This is a genomic window from Kosakonia oryzendophytica (assembly GCF_900094925.1).
GTDB classification, from domain to species: domain Bacteria; phylum Pseudomonadota; class Gammaproteobacteria; order Enterobacterales; family Enterobacteriaceae; genus Kosakonia; species Kosakonia oryzendophytica.
In genome coordinates, this window is record NZ_FMAY01000003.1 from 77,833 (window position 1) to 102,169 (window position 24,337).

19 protein-coding genes and 1 pseudogene are annotated in these 24,337 nt (G+C 51.7%); 11 read left to right on the forward strand and 9 right to left on the reverse strand.

What is annotated here, in order from left to right; translation table 11 throughout:
- Positions 1–79: 79 nt before the first annotated feature.
- Both GA0061071_RS06490 and GA0061071_RS06495 read left to right on the forward strand, forming a co-directional pair.
- Positions 80–835, forward strand: coding sequence for a LuxR family transcriptional regulator (locus GA0061071_RS06490; protein WP_061496944.1), 756 nt, complete (start codon positions 80–82; stop codon positions 833–835).
- 84 nt (positions 836–919) lie between these two features.
- Positions 920–1,813: a proline iminopeptidase-family hydrolase gene (locus tag GA0061071_RS06495; RefSeq protein WP_088236721.1), complete on the forward strand. Its 894-nt coding sequence runs from the start codon at positions 920–922 to the stop codon at positions 1,811–1,813.
- 39 nt (positions 1,814–1,852) lie between these two features.
- Here GA0061071_RS06495 and GA0061071_RS06500 read toward each other — a convergent pair whose 3' ends face one another.
- On the reverse strand, positions 1,853–2,458 hold the full coding sequence (locus GA0061071_RS06500; protein WP_061496949.1) for a helix-turn-helix transcriptional regulator: 606 nt from the start codon (positions 2,456–2,458) through the stop codon (positions 1,853–1,855).
- Positions 2,459–3,298: 840 nt separating this feature from the next.
- On the opposite strand from GA0061071_RS06500, the gene GA0061071_RS06505 reads away from it, so the two are divergent.
- The 5 genes from GA0061071_RS06505 to GA0061071_RS06525 all read left to right on the forward strand — a co-directional run bounded on the left by GA0061071_RS06505 (position 3,299) and on the right by GA0061071_RS06525 (position 11,030).
- Positions 3,299–4,000 carry an oligogalacturonate-specific porin KdgM family protein gene (locus GA0061071_RS06505; protein WP_061496950.1) on the forward strand — a complete coding sequence of 234 codons (702 nt, stop codon included), beginning with the start codon at positions 3,299–3,301 and terminating at the stop codon, positions 3,998–4,000.
- A gap of 69 nt (positions 4,001–4,069) precedes the next feature.
- On the forward strand, positions 4,070–5,779 hold the full coding sequence (locus GA0061071_RS06510) for a pectate lyase (protein WP_088236722.1): 1,710 nt from the start codon (positions 4,070–4,072) through the stop codon (positions 5,777–5,779).
- Positions 5,780–6,153: 374 nt separating this feature from the next.
- On the forward strand, positions 6,154–8,748 hold the full coding sequence (locus tag GA0061071_RS06515) for a bifunctional diguanylate cyclase/phosphodiesterase (protein WP_245191402.1): 2,595 nt from the start codon (positions 6,154–6,156) through the stop codon (positions 8,746–8,748).
- 260 nt (positions 8,749–9,008) lie between these two features.
- Complete coding sequence (locus tag GA0061071_RS06520) at positions 9,009–10,658, forward strand: methyl-accepting chemotaxis protein (protein WP_088236835.1); 1,650 nt, start codon at positions 9,009–9,011, stop codon at positions 10,656–10,658.
- A 174-nt stretch (positions 10,659–10,832) separates the two neighbouring features.
- Complete coding sequence (locus tag GA0061071_RS06525) at positions 10,833–11,030, forward strand: hypothetical protein (protein WP_061496956.1); 198 nt, start codon at positions 10,833–10,835, stop codon at positions 11,028–11,030.
- 45 nt (positions 11,031–11,075) lie between these two features.
- Here GA0061071_RS06525 and GA0061071_RS06530 read toward each other — a convergent pair whose 3' ends face one another.
- The 4 genes from GA0061071_RS06530 to GA0061071_RS06545 form a co-directional block, all read right to left on the reverse strand.
- Entirely contained in the window at positions 11,076–12,167 is a 1,092-nt protein-coding gene (locus GA0061071_RS06530; RefSeq protein ID WP_061496958.1) for an NADH:flavin oxidoreductase/NADH oxidase, read from the reverse strand.
- 165 nt (positions 12,168–12,332) lie between these two features.
- Positions 12,333–13,148: a phosphate/phosphite/phosphonate ABC transporter substrate-binding protein gene (locus GA0061071_RS06535; RefSeq protein WP_088236723.1), complete on the reverse strand. Its 816-nt coding sequence runs from the start codon at positions 13,146–13,148 to the stop codon at positions 12,333–12,335.
- On the reverse strand, positions 13,114–14,079 hold the full coding sequence (locus GA0061071_RS06540) for a fatty acid desaturase (RefSeq protein WP_088236724.1): 966 nt from the start codon (positions 14,077–14,079) through the stop codon (positions 13,114–13,116). The genes GA0061071_RS06535 and GA0061071_RS06540 overlap by 35 nt, the downstream gene beginning before the upstream one ends.
- Positions 14,080–14,225: 146 nt before the next feature.
- A complete protein-coding gene (locus GA0061071_RS06545) occupies positions 14,226–14,975 on the reverse strand; it encodes an SDR family oxidoreductase (RefSeq protein ID WP_088236725.1) in 750 nt (249 codons plus the stop codon).
- A gap of 172 nt (positions 14,976–15,147) precedes the next feature.
- Between GA0061071_RS06545 and GA0061071_RS06550 the strand changes: the two genes are divergently transcribed.
- From GA0061071_RS06550 to GA0061071_RS06560, 3 genes and pseudogenes are all read left to right on the forward strand, one after another.
- The gene (locus GA0061071_RS06550) at positions 15,148–16,065 is read left to right on the forward strand and encodes a LysR family transcriptional regulator (protein WP_088236726.1); all 918 of its coding nucleotides are present in this window, start codon (positions 15,148–15,150) and stop codon (positions 16,063–16,065) included.
- A gap of 299 nt (positions 16,066–16,364) precedes the next feature.
- Positions 16,365–16,427 (forward strand): annotated as a pseudogene (locus GA0061071_RS23575) (hypothetical protein); the annotation flags it as partial.
- A gap of 686 nt (positions 16,428–17,113) precedes the next feature.
- Positions 17,114–17,518 (forward strand): H-NS family histone-like protein, encoded by a 405-nt coding sequence (locus tag GA0061071_RS06560; protein ID WP_061496976.1) that lies wholly within the window; start codon positions 17,114–17,116, stop codon positions 17,516–17,518.
- A gap of 39 nt (positions 17,519–17,557) precedes the next feature.
- Here the strand turns inward: GA0061071_RS06560 and GA0061071_RS06565 are convergent, their stop codons facing one another.
- Entirely contained in the window at positions 17,558–19,147 is a 1,590-nt protein-coding gene (locus GA0061071_RS06565) for a carbohydrate porin (RefSeq protein ID WP_088236728.1), read from the reverse strand.
- A 197-nt stretch (positions 19,148–19,344) separates the two neighbouring features.
- Positions 19,345–21,234: a beta-glucoside-specific PTS transporter subunit IIABC gene (locus GA0061071_RS06570; RefSeq protein ID WP_088236729.1), complete on the reverse strand. Its 1,890-nt coding sequence runs from the start codon at positions 21,232–21,234 to the stop codon at positions 19,345–19,347.
- Positions 21,235–21,488: 254 nt separating this feature from the next.
- Here GA0061071_RS06570 and GA0061071_RS06575 point away from each other — a divergent pair, with 254 nt between their 5' ends.
- The gene (locus GA0061071_RS06575) at positions 21,489–21,710 is read left to right on the forward strand and encodes a hypothetical protein (RefSeq protein WP_088236730.1); all 222 of its coding nucleotides are present in this window, start codon (positions 21,489–21,491) and stop codon (positions 21,708–21,710) included.
- 99 nt (positions 21,711–21,809) lie between these two features.
- Here the strand turns inward: GA0061071_RS06575 and GA0061071_RS06580 are convergent, their stop codons facing one another.
- Together GA0061071_RS06580 and licT are read right to left on the reverse strand one after the other, a co-directional pair.
- Positions 21,810–23,213, reverse strand: coding sequence for a glycoside hydrolase family 1 protein (locus GA0061071_RS06580; protein ID WP_061496985.1), 1,404 nt, complete (start codon positions 23,211–23,213; stop codon positions 21,810–21,812).
- Between the two features lie 147 nt (positions 23,214–23,360).
- Positions 23,361–24,188, reverse strand: a complete 828-nt coding sequence (gene licT, locus GA0061071_RS06585) for a BglG family transcription antiterminator LicT (RefSeq protein WP_061496987.1) — start codon at positions 24,186–24,188, stop codon at positions 23,361–23,363.
- Between the last annotated feature and the right edge of the window lie 149 nt (positions 24,189–24,337).

The window sequence follows — 24,337 nt, forward strand, 5'->3', positions numbered from 1 at the left end:
ATTGCATACCTTCGTTGAGGTGACGGTGAATTTGCACAAACCATGCCCGTGGCATGGCGGCACGTAACGTGAGGGGGTAATGATGCGGGTTGAAATCGAACGTCCTGCCGCTGCGGACGTCAACAGGCTGGAAGAGGCTTTCGACGGGCTGTTCGCGCAAACGCAAGCCCTGGGTTTTGATGCGGTGATTTATGACTACACGCCGGTTCCGCGCTCGCTGGAAGGCGACCTTATCACGCCCTCGCTGCTGGAAATGCGCAATGTACCGCAAGACATGCGCCAGCTGTGGTGTGAACGGGGTTACTACCAGGTGGACCCGGTTCAGCACTTTGCGCTGGAAAGCTGTGCGCCGTTTGTCTGGTCCTATCAACGCCCGGATCGCAGCGTGTTGCAGGGACGGCTGGATAACGCCGCACGGCAAGTGACCCATTATATGCGCGATCACAATATGCCGTGCGGCGCGACGGTGCCGTTGCATCTGCCAAATGGCGGGTTTGTTACGCTGACCGGTATTGTTGCCCGCCAGCAGCAGGAGCGGGATATCAGCGATACGCTGGCGCAACTGACGTTTCTCGCACACCGCTTTCAGGAGTCGGCGTTTCCGCTGTTCGACGCCTCAATGCGCACCTGTCGCCATGTCAAACTGAGCAACCGCGAGCGCGAATGCCTGGCGTGGTCCGCAGAAGGACTGACGGCTAAAGAGATTGCCCGCAAACTGCACCGTTCGGTAGCGACGGTCACGCTGCATTTGAACACGGCCGCCAAAAAACTCGGCGCGACAAACCGCGTGCAGGCGGTGGTCCGCGCATTGCATTACCGTTTGCTGGACAGTTAAGAACTAGCATTTTTGCTAGTGTTCAGTCGTGCCGTCGACGTTCTAACCTGAAAGTCGGTTCACTTAACAGGGTAAACGTCATTCATGTACACCATTCGCGAAGGCTATGCCCCCTTCCGGGAATACCAGACCTGGTTTCGCATTTGCGGCGATCTGCACAACGGACAGACGCCGCTGGTTGTCGCCCACGGCGGACCGGGCTGCACCCACGATTACGTCGACGCCTTCAGAGATATCGCCGAAACCGGGCGCGCAGTGATCCACTACGATCAGTTGGGTAATGGGCGCTCGACCCATCTGCCGCAGAAAAGCCCGGATTTCTGGCACCCTTCGCTGTTTCTCGACGAACTGAACAATTTACTGCACACGCTGGCAATTGCCGATGATTACGCGCTGCTCGGCCAGTCCTGGGGCGGCATGCTGGCGGCGGAGCACGCGGTAAATCAACCGCAGGGCTTAAAAGCCGTGATCATTGCTGACTCCCCGGCTTCGATGGCGTTATGGCTGGAGGGCGCGGCAAAGCTGCGGGCAGAGCTACCGCCGGATGTACAGGCAACACTGCTGAAACATGAAGCGGCGGGCACGCTGGACAGCCCAGACTATAAAGCCGCAAGTCAGGTGTTTTATCAGCGCCACGTTTGTCGCCTCTCCCCCTGGCCTGACGAGGTAAAACGCACCTTCGCGGCGATGGATGCCGACCCCACGGTGTACCACGCAATGAATGGCCCGACGGAATTTCACGTCATCGGCAGTATGAAGAACTGGACAATTATCGACAGGCTGCACCGGGTTCGCGCGCCAACGCTGCTAATTTCCGGGCGCTACGATGAAGCCACACCGGAAGTCGTTCAACCGTTTATGGACAATATTACCGGGGCGCAATGGGTGATATTTGAATCCTCCAGCCATATGCCCCATGTCGAAGAGCGGCAGTTGTGCATGAAGACCGTCAGTGACTTTTTAGCGAAAACCTGTTGATGTACTTCGCAACACCGTGTTGATTGTGTTTGTTCTTTTTTAAGCGCCGCAAGGCGCTTTTTTTAACGCTTTTACGCCCGCAGCGCTATTAGCCGATGGCCGCTCTGCGCCACTGCGCATGGCGGCATACACCGAGCACAGCTCCTGCAGGCTACGGGTGCCGGTGCGCTTCATCATGCCGTTACGCTGCACGCTAACGGTAGTCGGGCTCACGCCGCGAATGCGGGCGATATCATCTACTGAATGCCCACGCAGCAATAATCGCATGACCTGTTGTTCGGCACGGGTGAATTTGAAGGTGCGGTGGTGATAACCAGGATGTCGGTTTTGCTCCGACAGGAGTGTCATTACGTTTAGTGCCTGACGCAATTCTTCAGGGCGGATATTTTCCGCCAGGCACAATTTTACCAGTCCGGGGAAAAGCAGTGTGAGCGAATCAAAATGGCGTTCGGAAGAGATAAAAATGGCGTAATGACCGGGGGGATGAGAGAAAAACAACGCGTACATTTCCACAATATCCATACCCGTGGTCACGTATATTGCCGATTCGCTGTTGCGGGAATGGCGACGATTTTCCAGACGCAGTTCCCTGAGTATTTTTTCAATTCCATAAATGAAAAGGCGATCCTTCCCATAGATTGTCATGTAGGTACTCCAGAGGTAATGTTTTTATTTTGGCTCTCCGAAGACGGAGGCATTTACTGTTTTTCCTGATTGTTCTTGATGTTGTCAGGCAGATCAACTCGCCAGAACTGGCTTGTTGAGGTTTTGTTTATGCGGCAAAGAGAACAACGCGGTGATGATGTCTCTTATGTCTCGCTTATCGATGTTCCCAGTGTATTGCATTTTTTGTCAAATGTTCGCTTTTTATTCCAGGAATAAATTTATCACGCCATTTATTCACCCCCCGAAATATCATTATAACGGCCGTATAAATCTCTGCACAAAAGACACATAACAACTTGATTTCAAATCATTTATTTTCAATGAGATTATCTTTATAAACGTATTTTTACTATTTTTTATTCTCTCTTTAAAGTTCGATCTTAGTCTCAAAACATCATTTCAAATTGTGTAAAAGTCCATTCCAGTTAATTCATTGTTATCGATTAAAACAAAGAAACCTGTTACTGAGTAATGATTCAATGATCCTTAACAACATATTCTGTGTGGTGAATCCCCCTAAGCGGTGGGGTCATGCTGATAGGAAATTAACCTCAATGAGGTCCCATTTTTATGGACGAATTGTGGAGATCGGCCTGCAATTCACCGGGAGGCACCCGGCACCACACGCCACTTTAAATATGCAGTCTCGCCGCGGTTATCTTTAGCAATAACCGGTAACTATATTCGGCATAATAATTAGACTTGCTAATTATATCACTTTGCAATGAGAGTGAATTACCCACTCCTCATTGAATTAAATCATCTGCAATTTTGCAGAGGACACCTTGTACCTTTTGACTATAAATAATAGGGGTTTTTATGTTACGCACGCTTTTATTCGTTACCGTACCTTTAATAAGCATTGCCGCCCATGCTGTGACATTTGATTATCGTCATGAAATTAATGACAGCGGAGGAAATAACCACAAAGACCGTTTATTAATGTCACACCGTTTTGCCAATGGTTTTGGTTTGTCGCTGGAGGGCAAATGGAAAGGTTCGCAGAATAAAGACAAGGCTTATCACGAAACGGTCAGCAACGGCACCGAAGTGGTTGCCAGCTATGTTTATAAAATCAACCCCACGTTTCAGATTGAGCCGGGGTTCTCACTGGATTCCAGTTCCAACTCTAACAATTACCGCCCGTATCTGCGCGGAAAAATGAACATCACCAGCGATGTCGGTGCCACGTTGCGCTACCGCCCTTACTATAAGCGCAACTCCGGCAATATCGGCACCACAAAAGAGACCAGCGAAAACGGCTACAACCTGACTGCTGTCATCTCCTGGAAACTGTTTAATGATTACCAGCTCGACTACGAACTGGATTACAAACACGCCACTTCTGCGGGTGTCCTGATTGCCGACAACGAAAACTATGACTGGTCACATGATTTTAAATTAACCTACAAGCTGGATAAAAACTGGTCGCCTTACGTTGCTGTAGGTAACGTGTCCGGCAGTAAATACACCGATGAACGTCAGACCCGTTATCGTGTAGGTGTGAAATATAACTTCTGATGTGAGGGGCAGGTTGTCCAAATGATTCAGGGATTTCGGTGGAAATCCCTTTTTAGGATGAGATGAAAAATGAAACGTTCAACACTGGCGCTCACAATGAGTCTGGTAAGCCTCTTCTCTTATCACGCCGCGGCACAGGAGAGCGCACGACTGAGCAGCGTAAAAACCTTTGCCGATACGGTTATTGATAAAGCTGGCGATAAACAGCACCCTGGCGTACCGTTGCTGGCAAATGGCGTGGATCCGCGCACCGGCAAGCAGATGGTGTGGATCTTCCCCGACGGGAGAACCGCCGTGCTGTCAAACTTTTCGGCGCAGCAGAACCTGATGCGCGTCCTGGTGGGGCTGAGTAATTTGACCGGCGATCCGACCTACAAGCAACTCGCCGAAAACAACGTGCGCTACTATTTCCAACACTATCAGGATAAGAGCGGCTTGCTGCTCTGGGGCGGGCACCGCTTTATTGATCTAAAGACGCTGCAACCGGAAGGGCCCAGCGAAAAAGAGAAAGTGCATGAGCTGAAAAATGCCTACCCGTACTACGAGTTGATGTTTGCCGTTGATAAACCCGCCACCGCACGTTTTATCCGCGCGTTTTGGAATGCGCATGTTTATGACTGGAAAATACTTGAAACCAGTCGTCATGGCGAATACGGCAAAGCAATGGGCAAGCTGTGGGCCAGCGATTTTGAACAACAGCCACCGTTCTTCGCCACCAAAGGGCTGAGTTTCCTGAATGCCGGGAACGACCTGATCTATTCCGCTTCCCTGCTCTGGCAATACGATCATGAACAAGGTGCCTTGACCTGGGCGAAGCGACTGGCGCAACAGTACGTGCTACCCCGCGATAAAAAGACCGGACTGGGCGTTTATCAGTTCACCCAGGCGCTGAAACGCGCTGAAACCACCGACGACACGGATACCCACTCGAAATATGGCGATCGCGCACAGCGTCAGTTTGGCCCGGAATTCGGCCCGGACGCGCTGGAAGGCAATATGATGCTGAAAGGCCGCACCAGCACCCTCTATTCGGAAAATGCATTAATGCAGTTGGCGCTGGCAAAATCGCTGGGACGCGACGGCGAGGATATTAAAAAATGGACGCTGGATGGCCTGAAAGCCTTCGCCCACTATGCCTATGATGCGCAGACCAACAGCTTCCGCCCGATGCTGGCTAACGGCACCGATCTTTCGGGCTTCGTGCTCAAACGCGATGGCTACTACGGTAAAAAAGGAACGGTGCTTAAACCCTATCCGGCAGGCAACGAGTTTCTGCTCTCTTACGCCCGCGCCTGGACGCTGGAGCAGGATGCGGAAATATGGAAAGTGGCGCGCGGCATTGCGCGGGGCCAGGGGCTGGGAGACATTGGCGAACCAGGCGGTAAAAACAGCAAGCTGGATCTGAATACCCAAAACAGCGAACCGTACGCCATTTTCGCACTGATCGACCTGTCGCAATCCACCGGCAATAAAAGCTACCTTGAACTGGCGGATAAAGTGGCGAATAACATCCTCGCCAGCAAACGTCTGAACGGTTTCTTTGTTGACGATCCTGGCTATGTCTACGCCAACATCGATAACATCGCGCCCTACGCCCTGCTGGCGCTGGAAGCCGCGTTTCGTGGGAAACCGGATGCTGTCGCCCCGTTCCTGAATGGCGCGGGTTTCACCGAAGGGGCTTATCGCCTCGACGATGGCAGTGTACGTTACTCAACGCGTGATGATGAACTGTTCAGCCTGAAACCCGGCGAGCAGCTAAAACCGAACGGGAAAAAATAACCCATTTCACCCTCTCACGGCGTCGCCGTGGGAGGGATTACTGCCTTACCGTCCGGTGCTATCACCGCACCCAAAATAATAAAAAGACTGTCACATTCCGGTTTGCGTTTTTTCTTAAAAGAAATAAAAACCAGAAAATTCAAAACAATAAAAAAAACGCATCCATTATGGTTGTTACTCAATTAACTCTAACTATTTTGACTTAATCTAAATTAATGTTAACGAGAGTATCTCCCGTGCCCAAAAATAAAAAACAGCCGCATCATAAAAACAGGCTCATACTCAATTAACAGGCATAATGTATTAAATAAATGCATCAATCTGCCGTTAATGATGATAAGAACCAGAACGATCTCAGTTTTACAGGGTATTGTATGAGTATAGCTGATGGCAAAACGCCCTATCCTCAGACCGGCAACACACATAGCATCATGAAACAAACCATCATTTTGATGGTTTCATTGATGAGTTTTATTTTTCTGACCATCTTGTTTGCACTGATTCAAACAGAAAATGACTTAATTCAGACGACCTATAAGCGTGACACCCATTTATTAGTCAAAGCGCTTGAAAATACGCAGGAAAACATCCGGTTGCATCTCGCCGATAACGCAGACTGGGACGAAGCGTATGATAATTTGCATCGCCAGATAAACACGCAGTGGGCGTGGGATGAGAAAAATCTGGGGGCATCGCTATACACCAAATTTGGTTATGACGGCGTATTTGTTATCTCACCGACAGGCACCACACCTTACAGCGTTGTTGACGGGCAGTTGCAGACCATTTCGCTTGAGCAAGCTCTCGGCTTTAACCCCATTAATGCGTTAAAAAAAGAGCTGCTGGCCAACAACGGTCAGGCGATTTCGCATCTGGTTACGCGCAACGGAATGCCAGCAATCCTTTCTGCGGCCTGGATCATCTCTGACGATACTGATGACGTTATCAGACCGACTGATCGTTCGCTCATGGTGTTTATGGATACATTAACGCCCGCGAAACTGCAGCGGCTGGGGGAAGAGTACGGCATTAATCAGCTTACGCTCGCCACACCGGGTGCCAAAGGCAAAAATAAAGCCACGATTAACGTTGGCGACACATCACTTGACCTGCAATGGAACAATAAAAACCCGGCGGATACGCTGTTAACCTGGGTGCTTCCCCTGCTGGTCCTGCTGATGACAACCTCCGTGCTTTTCGCCTGGAGTCTGGCGCGTAAAGCATTAGTCAGGGCGCGAATGAACGACGAAAAAACCTTCCTGCTGGAGCAGAGTCGTCAGGCGCTATCCACCAGCGAACGCCGTTTTCGCGATGTGGTGGAAACCACGACCGACTGGATCTGGGAAGCGGATGAACAATTGCGACTTACCTGGATTTCCACCCGTTTTCCGGTGGTCACCGGCAATCATATCGAAGAGTGGCTGGGGCGCAGTTTTCTCGACTTTCTGGACGGAGAAAACAGTACTCTCGCCGCCTGGCTTGAGTTACCACATCCTGGTCACTGCCTTACCCTCTCGCAATGTGGTTATGTCTCTGCGCTGGGTAACCCGCGCTTTTGTAACTTAACGCTCAAGCGTGTATTGCTGGCGGATGGTAGCCTTGGCTTTCGCGGCACCGCCACCGATGTCACACTGGAAGTGGAAACCAATGCGCGGATTCAATATTTGTCGCATCACGACGAAATAACCGGGCTCCCGAACCGCTTAATGATGAAAGAGTTTCTGGATGGTAAGCTGCTATCGAGCAATGCCCAGGCCGGAACGCTGGTCATGATGAGTATTGATATTAATGATTTTAAAGCCATTAATGACATGTACGGTCATGCGGCGGGAGATAAAGTACTGAGCGAAGTCTCAGAAAGATTACGTAAGTGTGTACGCAGCACCGACCTGGTTGCCCGCCAGGGTGGTGATGAATTTATTGTTATCTTACCGGATGTTGAAAACGAACAAGATATTCAGATGTTCTGTCAGCGGATCATTGCGGAAATTAACCAGCCGCTATTTATTCACGGCAATGACATTCATCTTGGCGTCAGCATTGGTATTGCACAATTACCAAAAGATGCACTGACCGCAAAAGATTTACTACGCTACTCCGACATTGCGCTTTATAAAGCTAAAAACGCCGGCAAAAATAATTATGTCTTTTATCAGCCTGACATGGCGAGACAAATCGTACAACGCCGTGAACTTGAAAGAGAATTACGCGTTGCTATTAATGAGGGGCAACTGTTTTTGTTATACCAGCCGCGCTACGATCTTCGGAGCTCACGCATTACCTCTGTCGAAGCCCTGGTCCGCTGGCAACATCCGGGTTACGGCTTATTAATGCCGGATCTGTTTATACCGCTGGCGGAGGAGACCGGTATTATTGTGGATCTTACCGATTGGGTATTGCGCAAGGCGTGCGAAGAAGTGGGGCAACACTTTGAAAACATGTCTGTTTCCGTTAATATCTCTCCTGTTGAGTGCCGGGATCCATCGATGGTCTCACGGGTTAAAAATGCGTTGCAGAAAGCGGCATTCCCGGCATCAAGGCTGGAGTTAGAATTGACGGAGAATATTACGCTCAATGGGCCGGATACCACAAAATCAGTGATGCATGAGTTAAAATCATTAGGCGTCAAATTACTTATTGACGACTTCGGTACCGGTTATGCCTCACTGCATTATTTGAACTGTTTCCCCTTTGACGGCATCAAAATTGATAAGTCATTTGTCTTTGGGATGAACGATTCTGAAACCGCACACAAAATAGTGGAAAAAATCATTGGCCTCGGAAAAGATTATAATCTGGAGGTCACCGCTGAAGGTGTGGAAACACTGGAACAACTGGAACAGCTTAAATCTTACCAATGTGACATTGTTCAGGGCTATTTTATTAGCCGCCCCACAACCCTGGAAAAAATTAAACTTAACGCAAATTTTAGCGTTGAAAATAATTTATTAGCAACAGAAAAACGCTGAGTCTGCTAATTATCAATCCACTCACTACAAATATAATTTTTTTCTGTGACGAAACTACTGGAAAATTACCATTTCTTATGTTCTATTATCCGTAAATTGATTTAAATCAATTTCTATAGCATAAAACGCTTTTTCAAAAAAACAAAAGACCGTTTTATAAACGCCTGAGGCGTTCTGGTCACGATAACCAGGAGGGTAAAATAGCCGGACTGCAGGGCAAACCAACCTGAAGGGTAATATCTATTACCGGGGGAAACATGATGAAAATACTTCGCGATATAACTATCCGTAAAATGCTGCTGATTATTCTGTCGTTATTCAGCATTATCTGGGCAATGGCCACCTTTCTGACATTTCAGAACTTCTCAAGAATCGATAATTTATTAACGCAGAATGCTGAACAAAAAAATGCCTACTCATTACTGGTAAAAGGCAATGATCAGTATTTCCGCTCAGTAACCCGGATGTTACGCGCAGTAGATTTTCAACAGTCTGGCGACGAAGCTAACGCAGAAAAGACCTTTGCCTCCTCCGGTAAAGCGTTGGCCATCACACAAGATATGCTGGCGAAGTTTCGCCAGGCGCAGCACCCCGGCGTGGACAAAGAAGTGGTTGATACCATGGTTCGTGACTGGGAAAACCTGTTGAATAATGGCATTGTACCGATGCTGAATGCCGCACAAACGAAACAAACCGATCAGTTTCGCGAACTGTTTCGTAAAACATACCCGCCGCTGAGCGTACAGTTTGGCGCCACTGCGGAAAAATATACCCAGGCCATTCAGTCCAACGACTTACTTGATCAGACCCGTTCTCAGGTGGTCTTTAATAAATATGTCCTGATCAGCGCGCTGATAGCCGGTGTTTTGACGCTGTTCCTCACCGACCGCTATCTGGTGGGCTTCCTGGTCAAACCGATTGGTCTGATTAAACGTCACCTGGAACTGTTAACGGCAGGCAAGCTTAACCATGAACTGAATGAGTTTGGCCGTAACTGCGCCGGGCAATTGATTCCGTATATTCGGAGCATGCAGGAAAGCTTACGCACCACAGTTGAAACGATTCAAGATAGTTCAGGTGCCATTTATCGCAGCACTAACCAGATCCGTGAAGGTAATGATGAACTCTCCGGGCGTACCGATCAGCAGGCTGCCGCGCTGCAGCAGACCGCAGCCAGTATGGAAGAGTTAACATCGACCGTGCGCAATAATGCCGAAAACGTCCGCGACGCACGCAAACTGACAGAAGAAGCGCAACATACCGCACAGAAAGGGGGCGAAATCACCGCCACGGTGGTGAAGACGATGCACGGAATTTCCGAAAGCTCGCAGAAAATTGCTGACATCACCACGGTGATCAATGGCATCTCCTTCCAGACCAACCTGCTGGCACTGAACGCAGCAGTAGAAGCGGCACGTGCAGGCGAACAGGGTCGCGGTTTTGCCGTGGTCGCCAGCGAGGTTCGTGCATTGGCGCAAAGAAGCGCACAGGCTGCGAAAGAGATCGAAACATTAATTCAGGAATCCGTCACCCGTGTGCAAACCGGTGCTGGTCAGGTTCAGGAAGCGGGCGGTGCCATGGCAAAAATTATCACCTCCGTTGAGCAGGTGAATAAATTAATGACCGAGATCTCCGTTGCTTCCGAAGAGCAGAGCCGCGGGATCGAACAGATCGGCCAGGCCATGACCGAAATGGATGGCGCGACGCAACAAAACGCCGTGCTGGTGCAGGAAGCGAAAGCAAACGCCGTTTCACTGGAAAAAGAAGCTGAGCGGTTAAACAAAGCCATCGCCCTGTTTGATTCCGGGGCAAGCCCGAGCCGACACACCGCTGAGAAGAGCAGTAAAAGTTTACGCAAACCTGCCAACCTGGCGCTGGCCTCATCCGGTGATAACTGGCAGTCGTTCTGACCCCTTTCAGCCTAATTGACTCTGCGCCTGAGGCCCTCCTCAGGCGTTTTTTATGGCTTCAATCCACGAATAATTTACAATATATAATTGATATATATAGATTTATTAAGAATGGCGAAAAATAAACCTTGTGCTAATTTTTTGAGGTGCGGAAAAGAACAAGAGGGTCTTAGCATGAAGTTCAATGATGAGCAGACGGGACTCATTGGATTAGCCATTGGCGCTGCAGTGATTGGCCTGGTTGCAGAACGCAGGTCAATTAGCCGGGACACGATTATTGAGGAAATTGAACGGCAAGGCAGAAACCGGGGCGACGGCGTTGAAGGTGACATTTTTCTGAAAGCCGCGGAACTGGTGCGTAAAGGTGTGTGACAATCAGCCCGCCCGGGGGCTGATTGTTTAACCGACATGGGTGTGTTATTTCACTGTGCCTTTCACGCCATGCGGCTCGGCGCGCCGGTATTGCGGCGCGATTTGCACCGCACCATGCAGCGCTGCTGCGGCATGCCACGGCCAGCGGGGATCGTAGAGCACACCCCGCGCCAGGGCGATCAGATCGGCCTCTCCCTGCTGGAGAATGCTTTCAGCATGCTGCGGTTCCGTAATCAACCCAACGGCAATCACCGGCATCCGGGTCTGCTCACGCAGTGCTTTGGCGAATGGCACCTGATACCCCGCCGTCACCTTAATGCTCTGCAACGGCGAAAGCCCGCCGCTGGAGACGTGAACATAATCGCCGCCAGCCGCCTCAATGTTCTGCGTCAGCACCGTTGACTGGGCTAAATCCCAACCTCCGTCCACCCAGTCGGTGGCGGAGATACGAATCCCCACCGCCACCGCTGAAGGCACCGCGTCACGCACCGCACGGAAGACCTCCAGCGGGAAACGCATCCGGTTGTCGAGACTGCCGCCATACTCGTCACTGCGCTGATTAGAGAGCGGCGAAAGAAATTGATGCAATAAGTAGCCGTGAGCGGCATGGATCTCAATAAGCTCAATGCCCAGCGCCACCGCGCGCAGAGCGCTGTCCACAAAACCCTGTTTCACCCGCGCCAGATCCTGTGCTGTCATTTCTCGCGGCGCACGTTCAGCAGGGTCGTGGGGCAGATTCGATGCAGAAAATGTTTGCCAGCCCCCCTCTTCAATTGCGAGCTGCTTACCGCCTGACCACGGGGCGCTGACAGAAGCTTTACGCCCGGCGTGACCAAGCTGGATACCGATTTTTATCGGCGAATAGTGGCGAATATCCTCAATAACTTCACGCAGTGCTGCCTGCGTTTCATCATCCCACAGGCCGAGATCCTGGGGAGAGATGCGACCAGCAGGCTCTACCGCCGTGGCCTCAATAATCAGCAACCCCGCGCCAGATAACGCCAGGTTACCCAAATGGATGCGGTGCCAGGCGGTGGCTTTCCCATCGACGGCGGAATACTGGCACATCGGGGCTATGACGATACGGTTATCCAGTTCAACCTGACCCAGCTTAGCGGGTGAAAACAATTTGCTCATTCATCATCCTTATTCCGGCTGTTCAATGACGCGCCCGGACAGCAAAAGACAACATTATCAGCCTGTGACTCTCCGCCGGATGCCCGGGCGTGTCGTTGGCTGAACGTGCCCTTTTGGGGCTTTTCATTTTCAGAGCCTGTCTAAAACGGTTGAAATATCCCGTCGTTATAACTGTGTCACACCGCGCGCCGCCGCCTCGTCCCGCCACTGCAACAAGGGAACATACGCCTGGCGAGTGACCGGAGAGAAACCGCCAATCAACGCAGCCGCACAGCGCTCCTGATAGCGCACATCACTCACCAACTGGCGCAACGCCGACTGCAAGAGCACCACGGTCTTCGCGGGCGTCTGCCTGGCCGTGATCAACGGTAATCCTGGGGATAACGGGCTTTGCCCTATCACTGCCAGCCCCGTGAGTAACGCGGGCTGGTCGCGTTGCAACAGCGCGTATGTCACGCAATCAATCGCGGCGAGATCAGCCTTTTCCTGCTGGAGTTCAACCAGCGATTGCCGGTGGCTACCGCTAATGGTGATGTGGGAAAAGAAATGCGCTGCCCCCGGTAACTGCGCAACCTTATAGCGCAGGGCGTTATAGCCGGATTGGGAGTCCACGGCATTGCACACGGCACGGCGACCGCGAAAATCCGCCAGCGCTTTTCCGCGATCCGCTTCGCGCGCCACCAGCAGACTGCGATAGTGGATGCCTTCGCACCCCGGTGCCAGATAGTGAAAACAGCCTACGGTCTGCACCCCGCTCAGGGTGGTCATCAGCGGATAGCCGCAGGTCTGACTGAGTAAGAGATCATCCCGTTGCCAGTGGTTAAGCAAATCATCGCCGGGCCAACAGGGCTCCGCCCGCAGACCGTGGTCCGCCAGTATGGCTTGTAAGGCCTCCAGCAGCGCACGCGTGTGCGGGTGACACAGGTCATACATCGGCAACGCAATATTACTCATCGCGCTGTGGGAAACCAGGGTGTGCATTCACGTCCACCGGGGAAAATAAAAAGCGCCGTAACCATTCACTATAGCCGCGCACCAGAAAACCGCGATTACGCTGCTGCCAGGCGGCCCGGTCACGCAGATAAATCGTGCGTAAACCATACCAGGGCACACCGGGCAAATCATGGTGGATCGCATGATAATTCAGGTTGAGAAACAGGATGCGCCACGGCAGCGCCGCTTCGTTGATCACCGAACGCGCCAGCGGATCGTCTGCTGCCTGGTGTTCAAGAAATGAGCGGATTTTAGTGATAGCCAATGCCGGGTAACTCACCATCAGCACATACCACAGCGCCGGGAAGTCGCAACAGGCCAGCCAGGTGAAAACCACAGCCAGCAGCGCCATATGGACAATCCACATGGTTATCGTTTTACCTTGTCGCTGGCGGAATGCTCGCACCATGCCCGCCAGCAGTTGCCCGATGTCCAGTAACGGCGACAGCAGCAGACGACCAATAAAAGTATTACGTAAATGAATAACCGTTTGCCGCCAGCCCGACAGGTGTTGCCAGCGATGAGGAGAAAAATAATAGGACTCCGGATCGTCTTCCGGCAGGGTCAGTAAATGGCTGCGATGATGCGCCAGGTGAGAGTCCCGGTAGAGACCGTAAGGATACCAGAGCGCCAGCGGCAGGATCCCCAGCAGTTGGTTGAACCAGGCAACACGCGTAGGGTGACCGTGGATCAGCTCATGCTGGACCGACATATACCAGCTGGTTAACACCACCAGCAGCACCGTTGCAGGCAACAGCTCCAGCATTTTCCACCAGGCCAGCGTGGCGAACCAGCCACTGTAGACCGCAATGATCACGCCCCAGGTAGGCAGTTCGCTGCGCCATACCCAGCTACGGGATAGCTGGTGGATAAAATCCCGCTGCTGTTGATGTAGATAAACCGGACGCCCTTTCGCCATTCACGCACACGCTCGCTGCTTGCTCTTTTCAGCGCAACGATGCGAGAGGAAGCTGGAAATGACAACGTACTTAAATCACTTAGCTATTGCACAAAACGGAAAATCTCACGCCCCCACCGCTAACGGGGGCGTGTTGTTTCTGGCGCTTAAATCTGCGCCATACCGCCATCGACGAACAGCTCAGCACCGTTTATAAAGCTGGCAGCATCGGAGGCCAGAAACGCGACCACTTTACCAATCTCTTCCGGTTCACCAAGACGTCCCAACGGCACTTGCGCAGCAAGCGCATCGAACAATCCCTGACGATGCTCATCCGGCACCAGGTCCCCCAGCCCCGGCGTACGTACCGGCCCCGGACTGACCACATTCACGCGGATCCCGCGCCCTTGCAGATCCAGCGACCAGGAGCGGGCAAAGTTACGCACGGCCGCTTTACTGGCGCTGTACACGCTAAAGTTGGCAGTGCCTTTGATCGAAACGGTCGACCCGGTCAGCACAATGGACGCGCCGTCAACCAGCAGCGGCAGGGCTTTCTGTACAGTAAACAGTAATCCGCGCACGTTAGTGGCAAAAATCCGATCAAAATGCGCTTCCGTGATAGCGCCTAATGGCAACATATCGCCGCCGCCTGCGTTGGCGAACAGAATGTCGAGCCGCCCGGCGCTTTTGGCGATATGCGCATACACCGTGTCGAGATCGGACAGCACCGATGCATCAGCACGGAGGCCGGTGATGTCGTGACCGATCTCCGCAACGGCGGCGTCCAGTTCTTTTTGCCGACGACCGGTAATAAACACGCGTGCCCCCTGCGCCACCAGCTCTTTCGCCGTTGCCAGACCGATCCCGCTGGTCCCGCCCGTTACCAGCGCAATTTTTCCGCTCAATGCAGTGCTCATGATGTATTCCTCATATTCAGTATCGGGTTAATGGATTCACCTGAACGTTCACCGCGTGTCGCCTCAGGCATGGCGGTAATGTAGCGCCGGGACTTTTATTGAAAAATAGTGAAAAATGAAAATGACTATTCACCACTGTGTATAATCATGCAGAACATTGCAGGAGAAGATCATGGATCAGTTAATGGCCATTCGGGCTTTTGCCCGCGTCGTGGAAGCAGGCAACTTTACCCGGGCGGCGGATTCGCTGGAGATGCCGAATGCAACGCTGAGCAAATTGGTGCAGGAGCTGGAAGCGCACCTCGGCGTTCGCCTGCTGCAACGCACCACCCGGCGGGTCACCGTCACGCCGGAAGGCCGCGATTACTATGAGAAAACGGCGCGAATTCTGCGCGATCTGGAAGATATTGATACCGGCTTTAACGCGGCGCGCAGCACGCCTCGCGGCCAGTTACGCGTTGACATAGGCGGTTCGACAGCCAGAGAGGTGTTGATCCCCGCCCTGCCCGATTTTATGGCGCGTTACCCGGATATTCGTCTCGATCTGGGCGTGTCAGATCGCGCGGTGGACCTGATCAGCGACAATATTGATTGTGTGATCCGCGGCGGTCCGCTGGATAACTCGTCGCTGATTGCCCGCCATATTGGCGCGGCGACGCTGATCACCTGCGCAACACCGGGTTACCTGCAAACGTTCGGCACGCCGGCTTATCCGCAGGAGCTGAAAAATGGTCACCGGCTGGTCAGTTATCTCTCCCCGCAAACAGGCAGAGCGTTCCCTTTCCGCTTTGCCCGCGATGGCGAAAAAACCGAGATCAAAGTCGACCACCGCATTGGTATTAATGAGAGCAACGCCCATCTCGCCGCCGGGCTGGCGGGGCTCGGCATCATCCAGACGTTCAGTTATGCCGCCTGCGCGGCGCTGAAAGAGGGGGCGCTGGTGGAGATCCTCAGTGCGTGGCGCCCGGCACCGTACCCTTTCCACGTGGTCTACCCGCAAAACCGCCACCTCACGCACCGCCTGCGTGTTTTTATTGACTGGCTGCTGGAATGTTTTCCGGCGCGGATCAGCGGTGGTGTGATGAAATAAAAAAAGCAAAGCCGAATACCGGCCTTAACTCGCGCGGCATTTACTTGGATATGGTCACCAACGAGACGACAGCAAGGCGGAGTACAGTGCGAATGGCCCCCTTACCGGCCTCAGTTGGAGCAATAACGATCCTGACCGCGGCGACCTTCCACGTGCGAGAAACAACAGCAGCCTAACCGGGAAAGTTACCGTTCGGGACTCAGATAACAGCGGCGACAAGCTGACGTTTGATACGACGCAATAGGTGCCGTTAGCCGAAAACAAAAAGTGGGTGTTATTCGTTTTTCCGCCAGTATTGCATTCAATGGTTGTTACCGCTGGGTCCGCTGGTCTTTTCCTGGGCGGAGCCGTTTAAAAAATAGGACGGAGATAAAGCGGAGCAGTTCCAATTTAATATAGGTAAAATCGGGTAACCGTTATAACGGACGATCTTCTTACCCTTGCTTTGCGAAAAATGGACATGAAGAAAAAATCACCAACCAGTGTTAACAAAGTGGATTTTTTCGACTTCCGATATGAACTGGAGCGCACGGTTCTGGCAACAACCGAGGAATATTCGCGACAATGCCTGACACGCGCCAAATTCCTTAGCTACCTGTTGTACCGAAATCTCCGTCATGAATATGTGGAATTATTTAACCAAACATTTAGCAGCGCTGAAACCACATCCCACGCCACTGCGGACTAAAAAGAAAAAACGCGGGATTTCAGAAATAATTTTCCCCGGCTGAAACAGGCGATATATCATGAATAAGCAGGCGAGAAATTCGTTCGCCGCAGCGTGAAGAAAACGGCTGCACGCGGCATTATTTCTGCGTGTATCGATTGGCAAGCATCTCTTTTGTTGAGACGTGACGCCATAAATGTAACGCGTTTTTTTCAGCTATCGCTGATGGTTGAATTGCGGTGAGTAAGATATCTATTAAGTCGTACACTTGCAAAGCAGGGTATATATTTGCTAAAACAGCGTTCCCTGTATTGATCTTTATGAAGATATCACTAAAAATTAGGTGGAAAGCTTTTTAATTCCATCACAAGGAGTGACGTTATGTCAGAAGCCCTTAAATCACTAAATAACATTCGCACGCTGAGAGTTCAGGCTCGCGAAGTTACTCTTGAAACACTTGAAGAGATGCTTGAAAAGTTGACAGTGGTTGTTGAAGAACGCCGTGAAGAAGATCTTTCTTTGCGCAAAGAACAAGAAGAGAAAGAGGCCAAACTGGCTGCGTTCCGTCAAAAATTAATTGATGAAGGTATTGATCCGACTGAACTTCTTTCCTCTCTGAAAGGTCAGGTATCAAAATCCAAATCTGTCCGCGCACCTCGCCCGGCAAAATATAAGTATGTGGATGAAGATGGCAGCGAGAAAACCTGGACCGGCCAGGGCCGCACGCCAAAAGCGATTGCAAAAGCCATTGAAGGCGGCAAGAAACTCGAAGATTTCGAAATCTGAAAATAAAAAGGGCGGCGCAATACCGCCCTCTTTTTTTTGTCAAAACACCACTTCAGCCTGCACCCCAACGCTTATTTGATAATCTTTCCCATCGTTAAATGTCTGGGTATCGATCTCATTCTCCAGCGCTTTCAGGTAAGTACTATAGAAGCGAATTTCCGGACGCGAGTTAAGAATACTGGTATCAACTTTGTACACCTGCGCCAGCGTCACCTTATAACCCGACTCATCTCTCGTGACATTGTCAACATGGTTTTTCTGCGTGAAATACCCTAACTCCAATGCCGTTTGCATGTTGCGGCTCCAGATCCACGACGGACGAATAACAGCACGCGTGGTTTCAAAGTCCGTATGCGCACCGGTATAGGTGGAGTAGAGATCGTGACCACGACCATATACCAGCGCATGCGCCATGATGATTTTCTCACCCAGATAAAATTCCCCCTGATTCACCAGCCGCCAACCGATACCCCCACTGTGAATACCGTAATACGCACTGTTGTAATCAAAGTCCGGGTTGGCGCTGGAGATATTCATAAACTGACTGGCCAGCGAATTATCCGCCACCTGCAACGTCAGTTCGTTAGACCCCTTCTGCACCGGGTTGCGCAAAATAGCCTGGCCCAGCCAGGAAGATTTCACCTGATAATATTCACTGTTCGCCTGCGCCTTTTTTTGCTCATCTGTTTGGTTGGCGAAGGCATATTTCGCCCCCAACTCCAGCGTCATATCACCGGTTATCGGCAGGTTTTTGTAGCGCGCTTCGGCAATATTCACGTTAACCTGCGTGGTATCGCTACAGCTGGATGCGCCCGCCGCACAGACGGTACTGTAGTTATCAATGTCGTTACGCGTGATCGCCATACTCACTGCGCCAACCGGCAGCTTCATATTTTCGATCCCCACCCCAGCCCCTGAAAGGGTACGGTTGCTCTTCCAGTCCAGTTGCTGAATTTCATACTGCGGCAGCGTATGTTTTCCGACCCAGACCGAGGCTTCCGGTGCAAAAGGCAGCAGGCCATTACCTTCCACATAGAGTTTACTGAGTTTGCCCATTCCACCGCCGGACATTCCCTTCTCGAAAGATTCATTACTCTGCGTTAAGCCCAGGTCACCTTCAAATTGCACGTTTGCCCAGATGGATTTGTCGCCATCGCGCCATGCCCGCTTCTTCAGCGACAAGTTGTACCAGCCATCATATTCATTGCCAAAACGCCCCAGCGATCCTACCGCCCAGGATTTTGGCCCGCCATTGGTGGTGGTCGCCCATCCCGAACGGAAATAGCCGGAATATTTAAACCCGGTATCGTCCTGCACGTACTGGCTGATTTTCTTTAATGTTGTCGGCGACAACTCAGGCTCAGTCGTTGGTGCAGCAGCAGCGTGGGCCGTCTGCGTTGTTACGGTCAGCGGAGACGCGGTAGAGGCTACAACGGTGTGCTGTTGCGCTTTCTCTTTTTCTTCGTAGGCCTGTAATTTTTGCTGTGTGACGCGTAATTGTGCTTCGAGCGCTTCCATACGCTGCTCCAGCGTTAAATTTTGCGCCATGGCTTCACCGCTGGCGGCATAGCACGACATTAATGCCATGGCGATAATGGTTTTTTTGCAGGACTGTTTTTTCATCTTCATGATGACCCCTCAATATGACATCCCCCAAAAACAAAAAGACCCGCAACTGACAGGTATTTACTCCGCCAGTTGCAGGTCTCGCCTGAATTAAATCAGTCACGTCCTGAAGGGATAATTACGTTAACAAATCAACATTATTTTAATTAATCGCGGTGACAATCACGCTCACCGCCGCTATTTCCCGCGAAGTGGGAATGTTATACCGACAGTGCTATCACCGGTTCGCCGAAGCGGGAATGCGGTTTATCGCTGATCTGTAACTCGCGCCAGGCATCGCCATTGGTAATAATCACGGGTGTAACCGTGTCATAACCCGCCTGCTTAATTTCATCGAGATCGAAGATCAACAGTAACTGGCCTTTTTTAACCGTATCGCCCTCTTTTACCTGCATATGGAAATATTGCCCTTCGAGCTGCACCGTATTAATACCGACATGGATTAATATTTCCGCTCCGCCCGTCGAGTGGATGCCTATCGCGTGTCCACTGGCAAACGTACTGGCAATCTCACCATCGACAGGGGAATAAACCCGGCCCTCTTCCGGCACGATGGCAAACCCCGGCCCAACAATTCCGGTCGAAAAGACCTTATCATCCACCTCGCTCAGCGGGATCAAGGCACCGGAAACCGGGGCAGCAATGTGCTCTGAGGAGACGGAGGGCGACGCCGATTCGCGGGTTTTACGCACCATTGGCTTGTTCTCTTTTACCGCCGGAGCGGCCTGTACTGGCTGCGCGTTTGGCTCGTCAAACCCGACGATCAGGGTTAACGCAAAGCTGCCAATAAACGCCACAACGCAACCGATAATAAAGCCAACAAACCCTTCCCCGTAGAAGATAGGTAATGTCAGTAAACCGGGCATTCCCATGGAGATGGCCGAACTTTTCGCATAACCCACGACCGCACCGCCGAAAGCGGCGGCAATGACCGCGCAGACAAACGGTTTTTTCAGCTTAAGCGTGACGCCATAAACCCCCGGTTCGGTAATGCCAAACAGAGAAGCAATAAAGGAACTGCCTGCCAGCGCTTTCATTTTTTTGTCTTGCGCACGCAGCATCACCGCCAGCAATGCACCGGACTGAGCAAACACCGAGGGGCTGGAAGCAGCTTTGAGGAAGCTGTGACCCATCACGGAAATATCATTAATGAAGACGGTGACAAACCCCCAGTGCACGCCAAAAATAACCAGCACTTGCCACGCCGCCGCCATCAGCGCGCTGGCGATAATCGGGTTAAAACTGTAAATCGACACAAACAGCGAGGCGACCGTTTCACTGATAGTGATGCCCACCGGTCCGATGGTCATCAGTGTCAGCGGCACCATCAGCGTTAACAGGAAAAATGGCGTAAGGATATTGCGCACGCTTTCATGGATATGGCGGTTCAGGAAACGTTCGATTATCGACATCAGCCAGACGCTGAAAATAATCGGGATCACCGTCCCGGTGTATTTCATCATCATCACCGGTAAGCCAAAAAAGGTCACCGGCTGGCCGCCATCGAAGAGCCCCTGAATGCTGGGATAGATCAGCGCCCCGGCAATGGAGACCGCCACAAAAATATTGGTTTCAAATTTCCGCGCGGAGGTGATGGCCAGCAGCAACGGCAGGAAATAGAAGAGGCTGTCCGATGCCGCATGCAAAATAATGTAGGTGGTCTCTTTATTACTCATCCAGCCCGCCGCCAGCACAATCGCCAGTGCGCCCTTCAGTACCCCCGCCGCCGCCATCGCTCCAAGCAGTGGTGTGAAAATGCCCGCGACCAGATCAATCAGCCGTCCCAGCACCGAGACGTTGTTTTTCTCCTCCGCTGGCGCTTTTTTGACTTTATCATCATCCAGCAAACCAGAAATGGCGCCAAACGCGCGAAACACTTCCGGGACACGATTGCCGATCACGATCTGTAATTGCCCTGACCCCTTCACCACCGTTATAACGCCATCCAGCGCTTCAAGCTCCGCCAGCTTGACCTTGCTGTGGTCAATAATTTTAAAACGCAGCCGTGTTGCGCAGTGCACTAACGTTGCGACGTTATCTTCCCCACCCACCAGCGGCAGAATATTTTCTGCCAGAACGTTGCTATTCATAATGAGACTTCCCGTTTCATAAACGACAAAAATTGCCAGTTCATATGCGCTCGTTGCCTGTATCCGCTGGCCAGCAGAAAAAAAGCAAAAAAAAACCTGGATAAAATAGTGTGAAAAAACACACTGCTTTATCCAGGTCTCGCCCAGAATATTCTGGTGACGTCCTGACGAACGTCCTCTTTCTAACAAGCTCCGTGAGGAATTACTACTGAAACCTCCCGTTTTGTGAAAATCATCACTAAATTTCCCGCGTCGTGGATAACGATCACCTGCGATACCGCTGGTGGCAGTACAAAGAACCCACCGCCACCACGATGGGCATCCATTTTGCCCCGGAGCTAAAACTGGAACAGAGCGAAACAATGGACGCCAGGTTTGTTGCGCCCACGGTGAAAACCGCGACGCCATTCCATATCATTCTGCCGGTGCAGGATGACGGACGCCGTCGCTGTTCGCTTATCGCCGGGCCATTGTGACGGTGACGTCTTAAGCAGGCTGTGAATTCAGCGGGGGTAATCCCCCCGCGAGTGTTTTTCATCACCCTGGAAACCGTACGCGGCAGACAAAACGAGCCCTCAGTACGGATCGTTCAGACTGGCTCCGTTACTGCTAATCACATCGCGATACCAGAAGAAGCTCTTCTTACGACGACGCTCCAGCGTGCCATTTCCTGCATCATCACGATCAACGTAGATAAAACCGTAACGTTTCGACATCTGCGCCGTACCGGCGCTCACCAGATCAATCGGCCCCCAACTGGTGTAACCCAGCAGTTCAACACCATCTTCTATCGCCTCTCTGACCTGCTGCAAATGCGCCTGCAAATACTGAATGCGATAATCATCTTCAATGGTGCCATCCGCCGTCGGGACGTCTTTCGCGCCCAGGCCATTTTCCACAATAAACAGCGGCTTTTGGTAACGATCGTGCAATTCATTCAACAAAAAACGCAGCCCCTGCGGATCGATCTGCCAGCCCCACTCTGAGCTTTCCAGGTGTGGGTTAGGGATCATCCGCATAATGTTGGTGCGCGAGCTTTGGTACCGTTCCGGTTGCGCAGCGGCGCAGCCGCTCATGTAGTAGCTGAAGGAGATAAAATCGACAGTCTCTTGCAGATCCACAGCATCCTGGTCGGTGATGTTCAGCGTAATGTCATTTTCACGGAAAAAACGCCGGATCCATGCCGGATACGCCCCTCTCGCCTGCACATCACCAAAGAACAGCCAGTCACGATTCACGCGCTGCGCCTTTAACACATCTTCCGGTTTACAGGTGATAGGGTAGCGGATGCCGCCCAGCAACATGCTGCCAATTTTCGCATCCGGAATGATCTCATGGCAGGCTTTAACCGCCCGGGCACTGGCAACCAGTTGATGGTGAATGGCCTGATAAATCTCCTGCTGGCTTCTTTCACCTTCCAGCCCCACACCGGTAAACGGCGCATGCAGCGCCATGTTGATCTCGTTAAAGGTGAGCCAGTATTTCACTTTGTCACGGTAGCGGGTAAACACGGTGCGCGCATAACGCTCAAACAGGGCAATCACTTCCCGACCACCCCAGCCATCGTACTGTTTTACCAGGCCATAAGGCATTTCGTAATGGGACAAGGTGATCAGCGGCTGAATGCCGTAACGCGCCATTTCATCAAACAGGCGGTCGTAAAACGCCAGCCCCTCTTCATTGGGTTGCATCTCATCGCCGTTGGGGTAAATACGCGCCCAGGCAATCGAGGTACGCAGCACGGTAAACCCCATCTCGGCAAACAGCTTAATGTCTTGCGGATAACGGTGATAAAAATCAATCGCCACATCTTTGATGCAGCTGTTCACCCCGTCCCGCGCGACCACGCTGCCATGAATGCCCTGGGGTTGCAGATCGGACGTCGATACGCCTTTTCCCCCCTCATTCCAGGCGCCTTCAACCTGATTAGCGGCTACCGAGCCCCCCCACAAAAAACCGTCCGGAAATGCCATTTGCATCGTTTTCTCTCCTTTCTCATCGGCTGTCTGCCGCTGTAGCCCGGCAGATCAGAAATAAAAAAACCTGCTCAGCACCGACAGGAAAGCATGTCGGTGCTGTCGCAGGTTTCGCCTGAATCACTCAGTTACGCCCTGTAAAAATGGCGTTTAGACGCCGCTTAATCGGTTGATATGGATAGTCAGAAACATAACCTCATCGGTAGTTAGCTGGCAGTCGTAATTTTTCTCAACATAATCATAGACCTTCATAGCACACGCATAAGCTGCCGGCATCATGCCAGTGATACCCTGATAAATGCTGTCATCGCCGTGCGTCACCGTGTCCCGGTTCAACAGACGCAGGGCAAAAAACTTCAGATGGGTAATAAAGCGCTGATAATCCAGAGATTCTTCATTGAGCGTAATGTGCAGATCGTATTTCAGGATCGTCAGCACATCTTTAATGATGGTGGCGCTTTGCATGGTGCTGTGCATATCGCTGTTATTTTTGGCATTCGCCAGATGCAAAGCGATAAAACCGGCTTCATCTTCCGGCAAAGTAATATTAAGCCTGTCCTCAATCAGCGCCAGCGCCTCCCGCCCGACGGCAAACTCCTGGGCATAGAAACGCTTGATATCCCACAGCAGGAAATTTTTGATCGTCAGGCCGTTGCTGTGTCGCTGAAGGGCAAAATTGATGTGATCGCTTAACGCCAGGAACAGCGTATCCTGCACGGTGATCGCCAGTCGCTGCTGGGCGAGCGCAATAATCTGCTCCGTCACCGCCAAATGCGGCGGCGGGATTTCAGCCAGCAACTGCGCAAGCACATCCGCCAGCCCGGCGGATTTTTTAACAAACTGACTCTCTATCTGGCTCTCGTCTACCTGGTCACCCGGCTTTTTGCCGAAACCGATTCCCCGTCCGATTGCCACGATCTCTTGCTTTTCATTCGTGAGCAGGACAGCGTTATTGCTGAGTATTTTTTCTACTTTCATTCCAGCTATCTCACTGTATGGTCCTGAGACCCTTCCCGGAGGCGGCGACGCACGAAAAAAAGACAAAAAAAAACCTGATTCCATTGCGACCACAGTGGCAGCAATGGAATCAGGTTTCGCTCAGTTTTCCGATGACGTCCCTAAGCGAC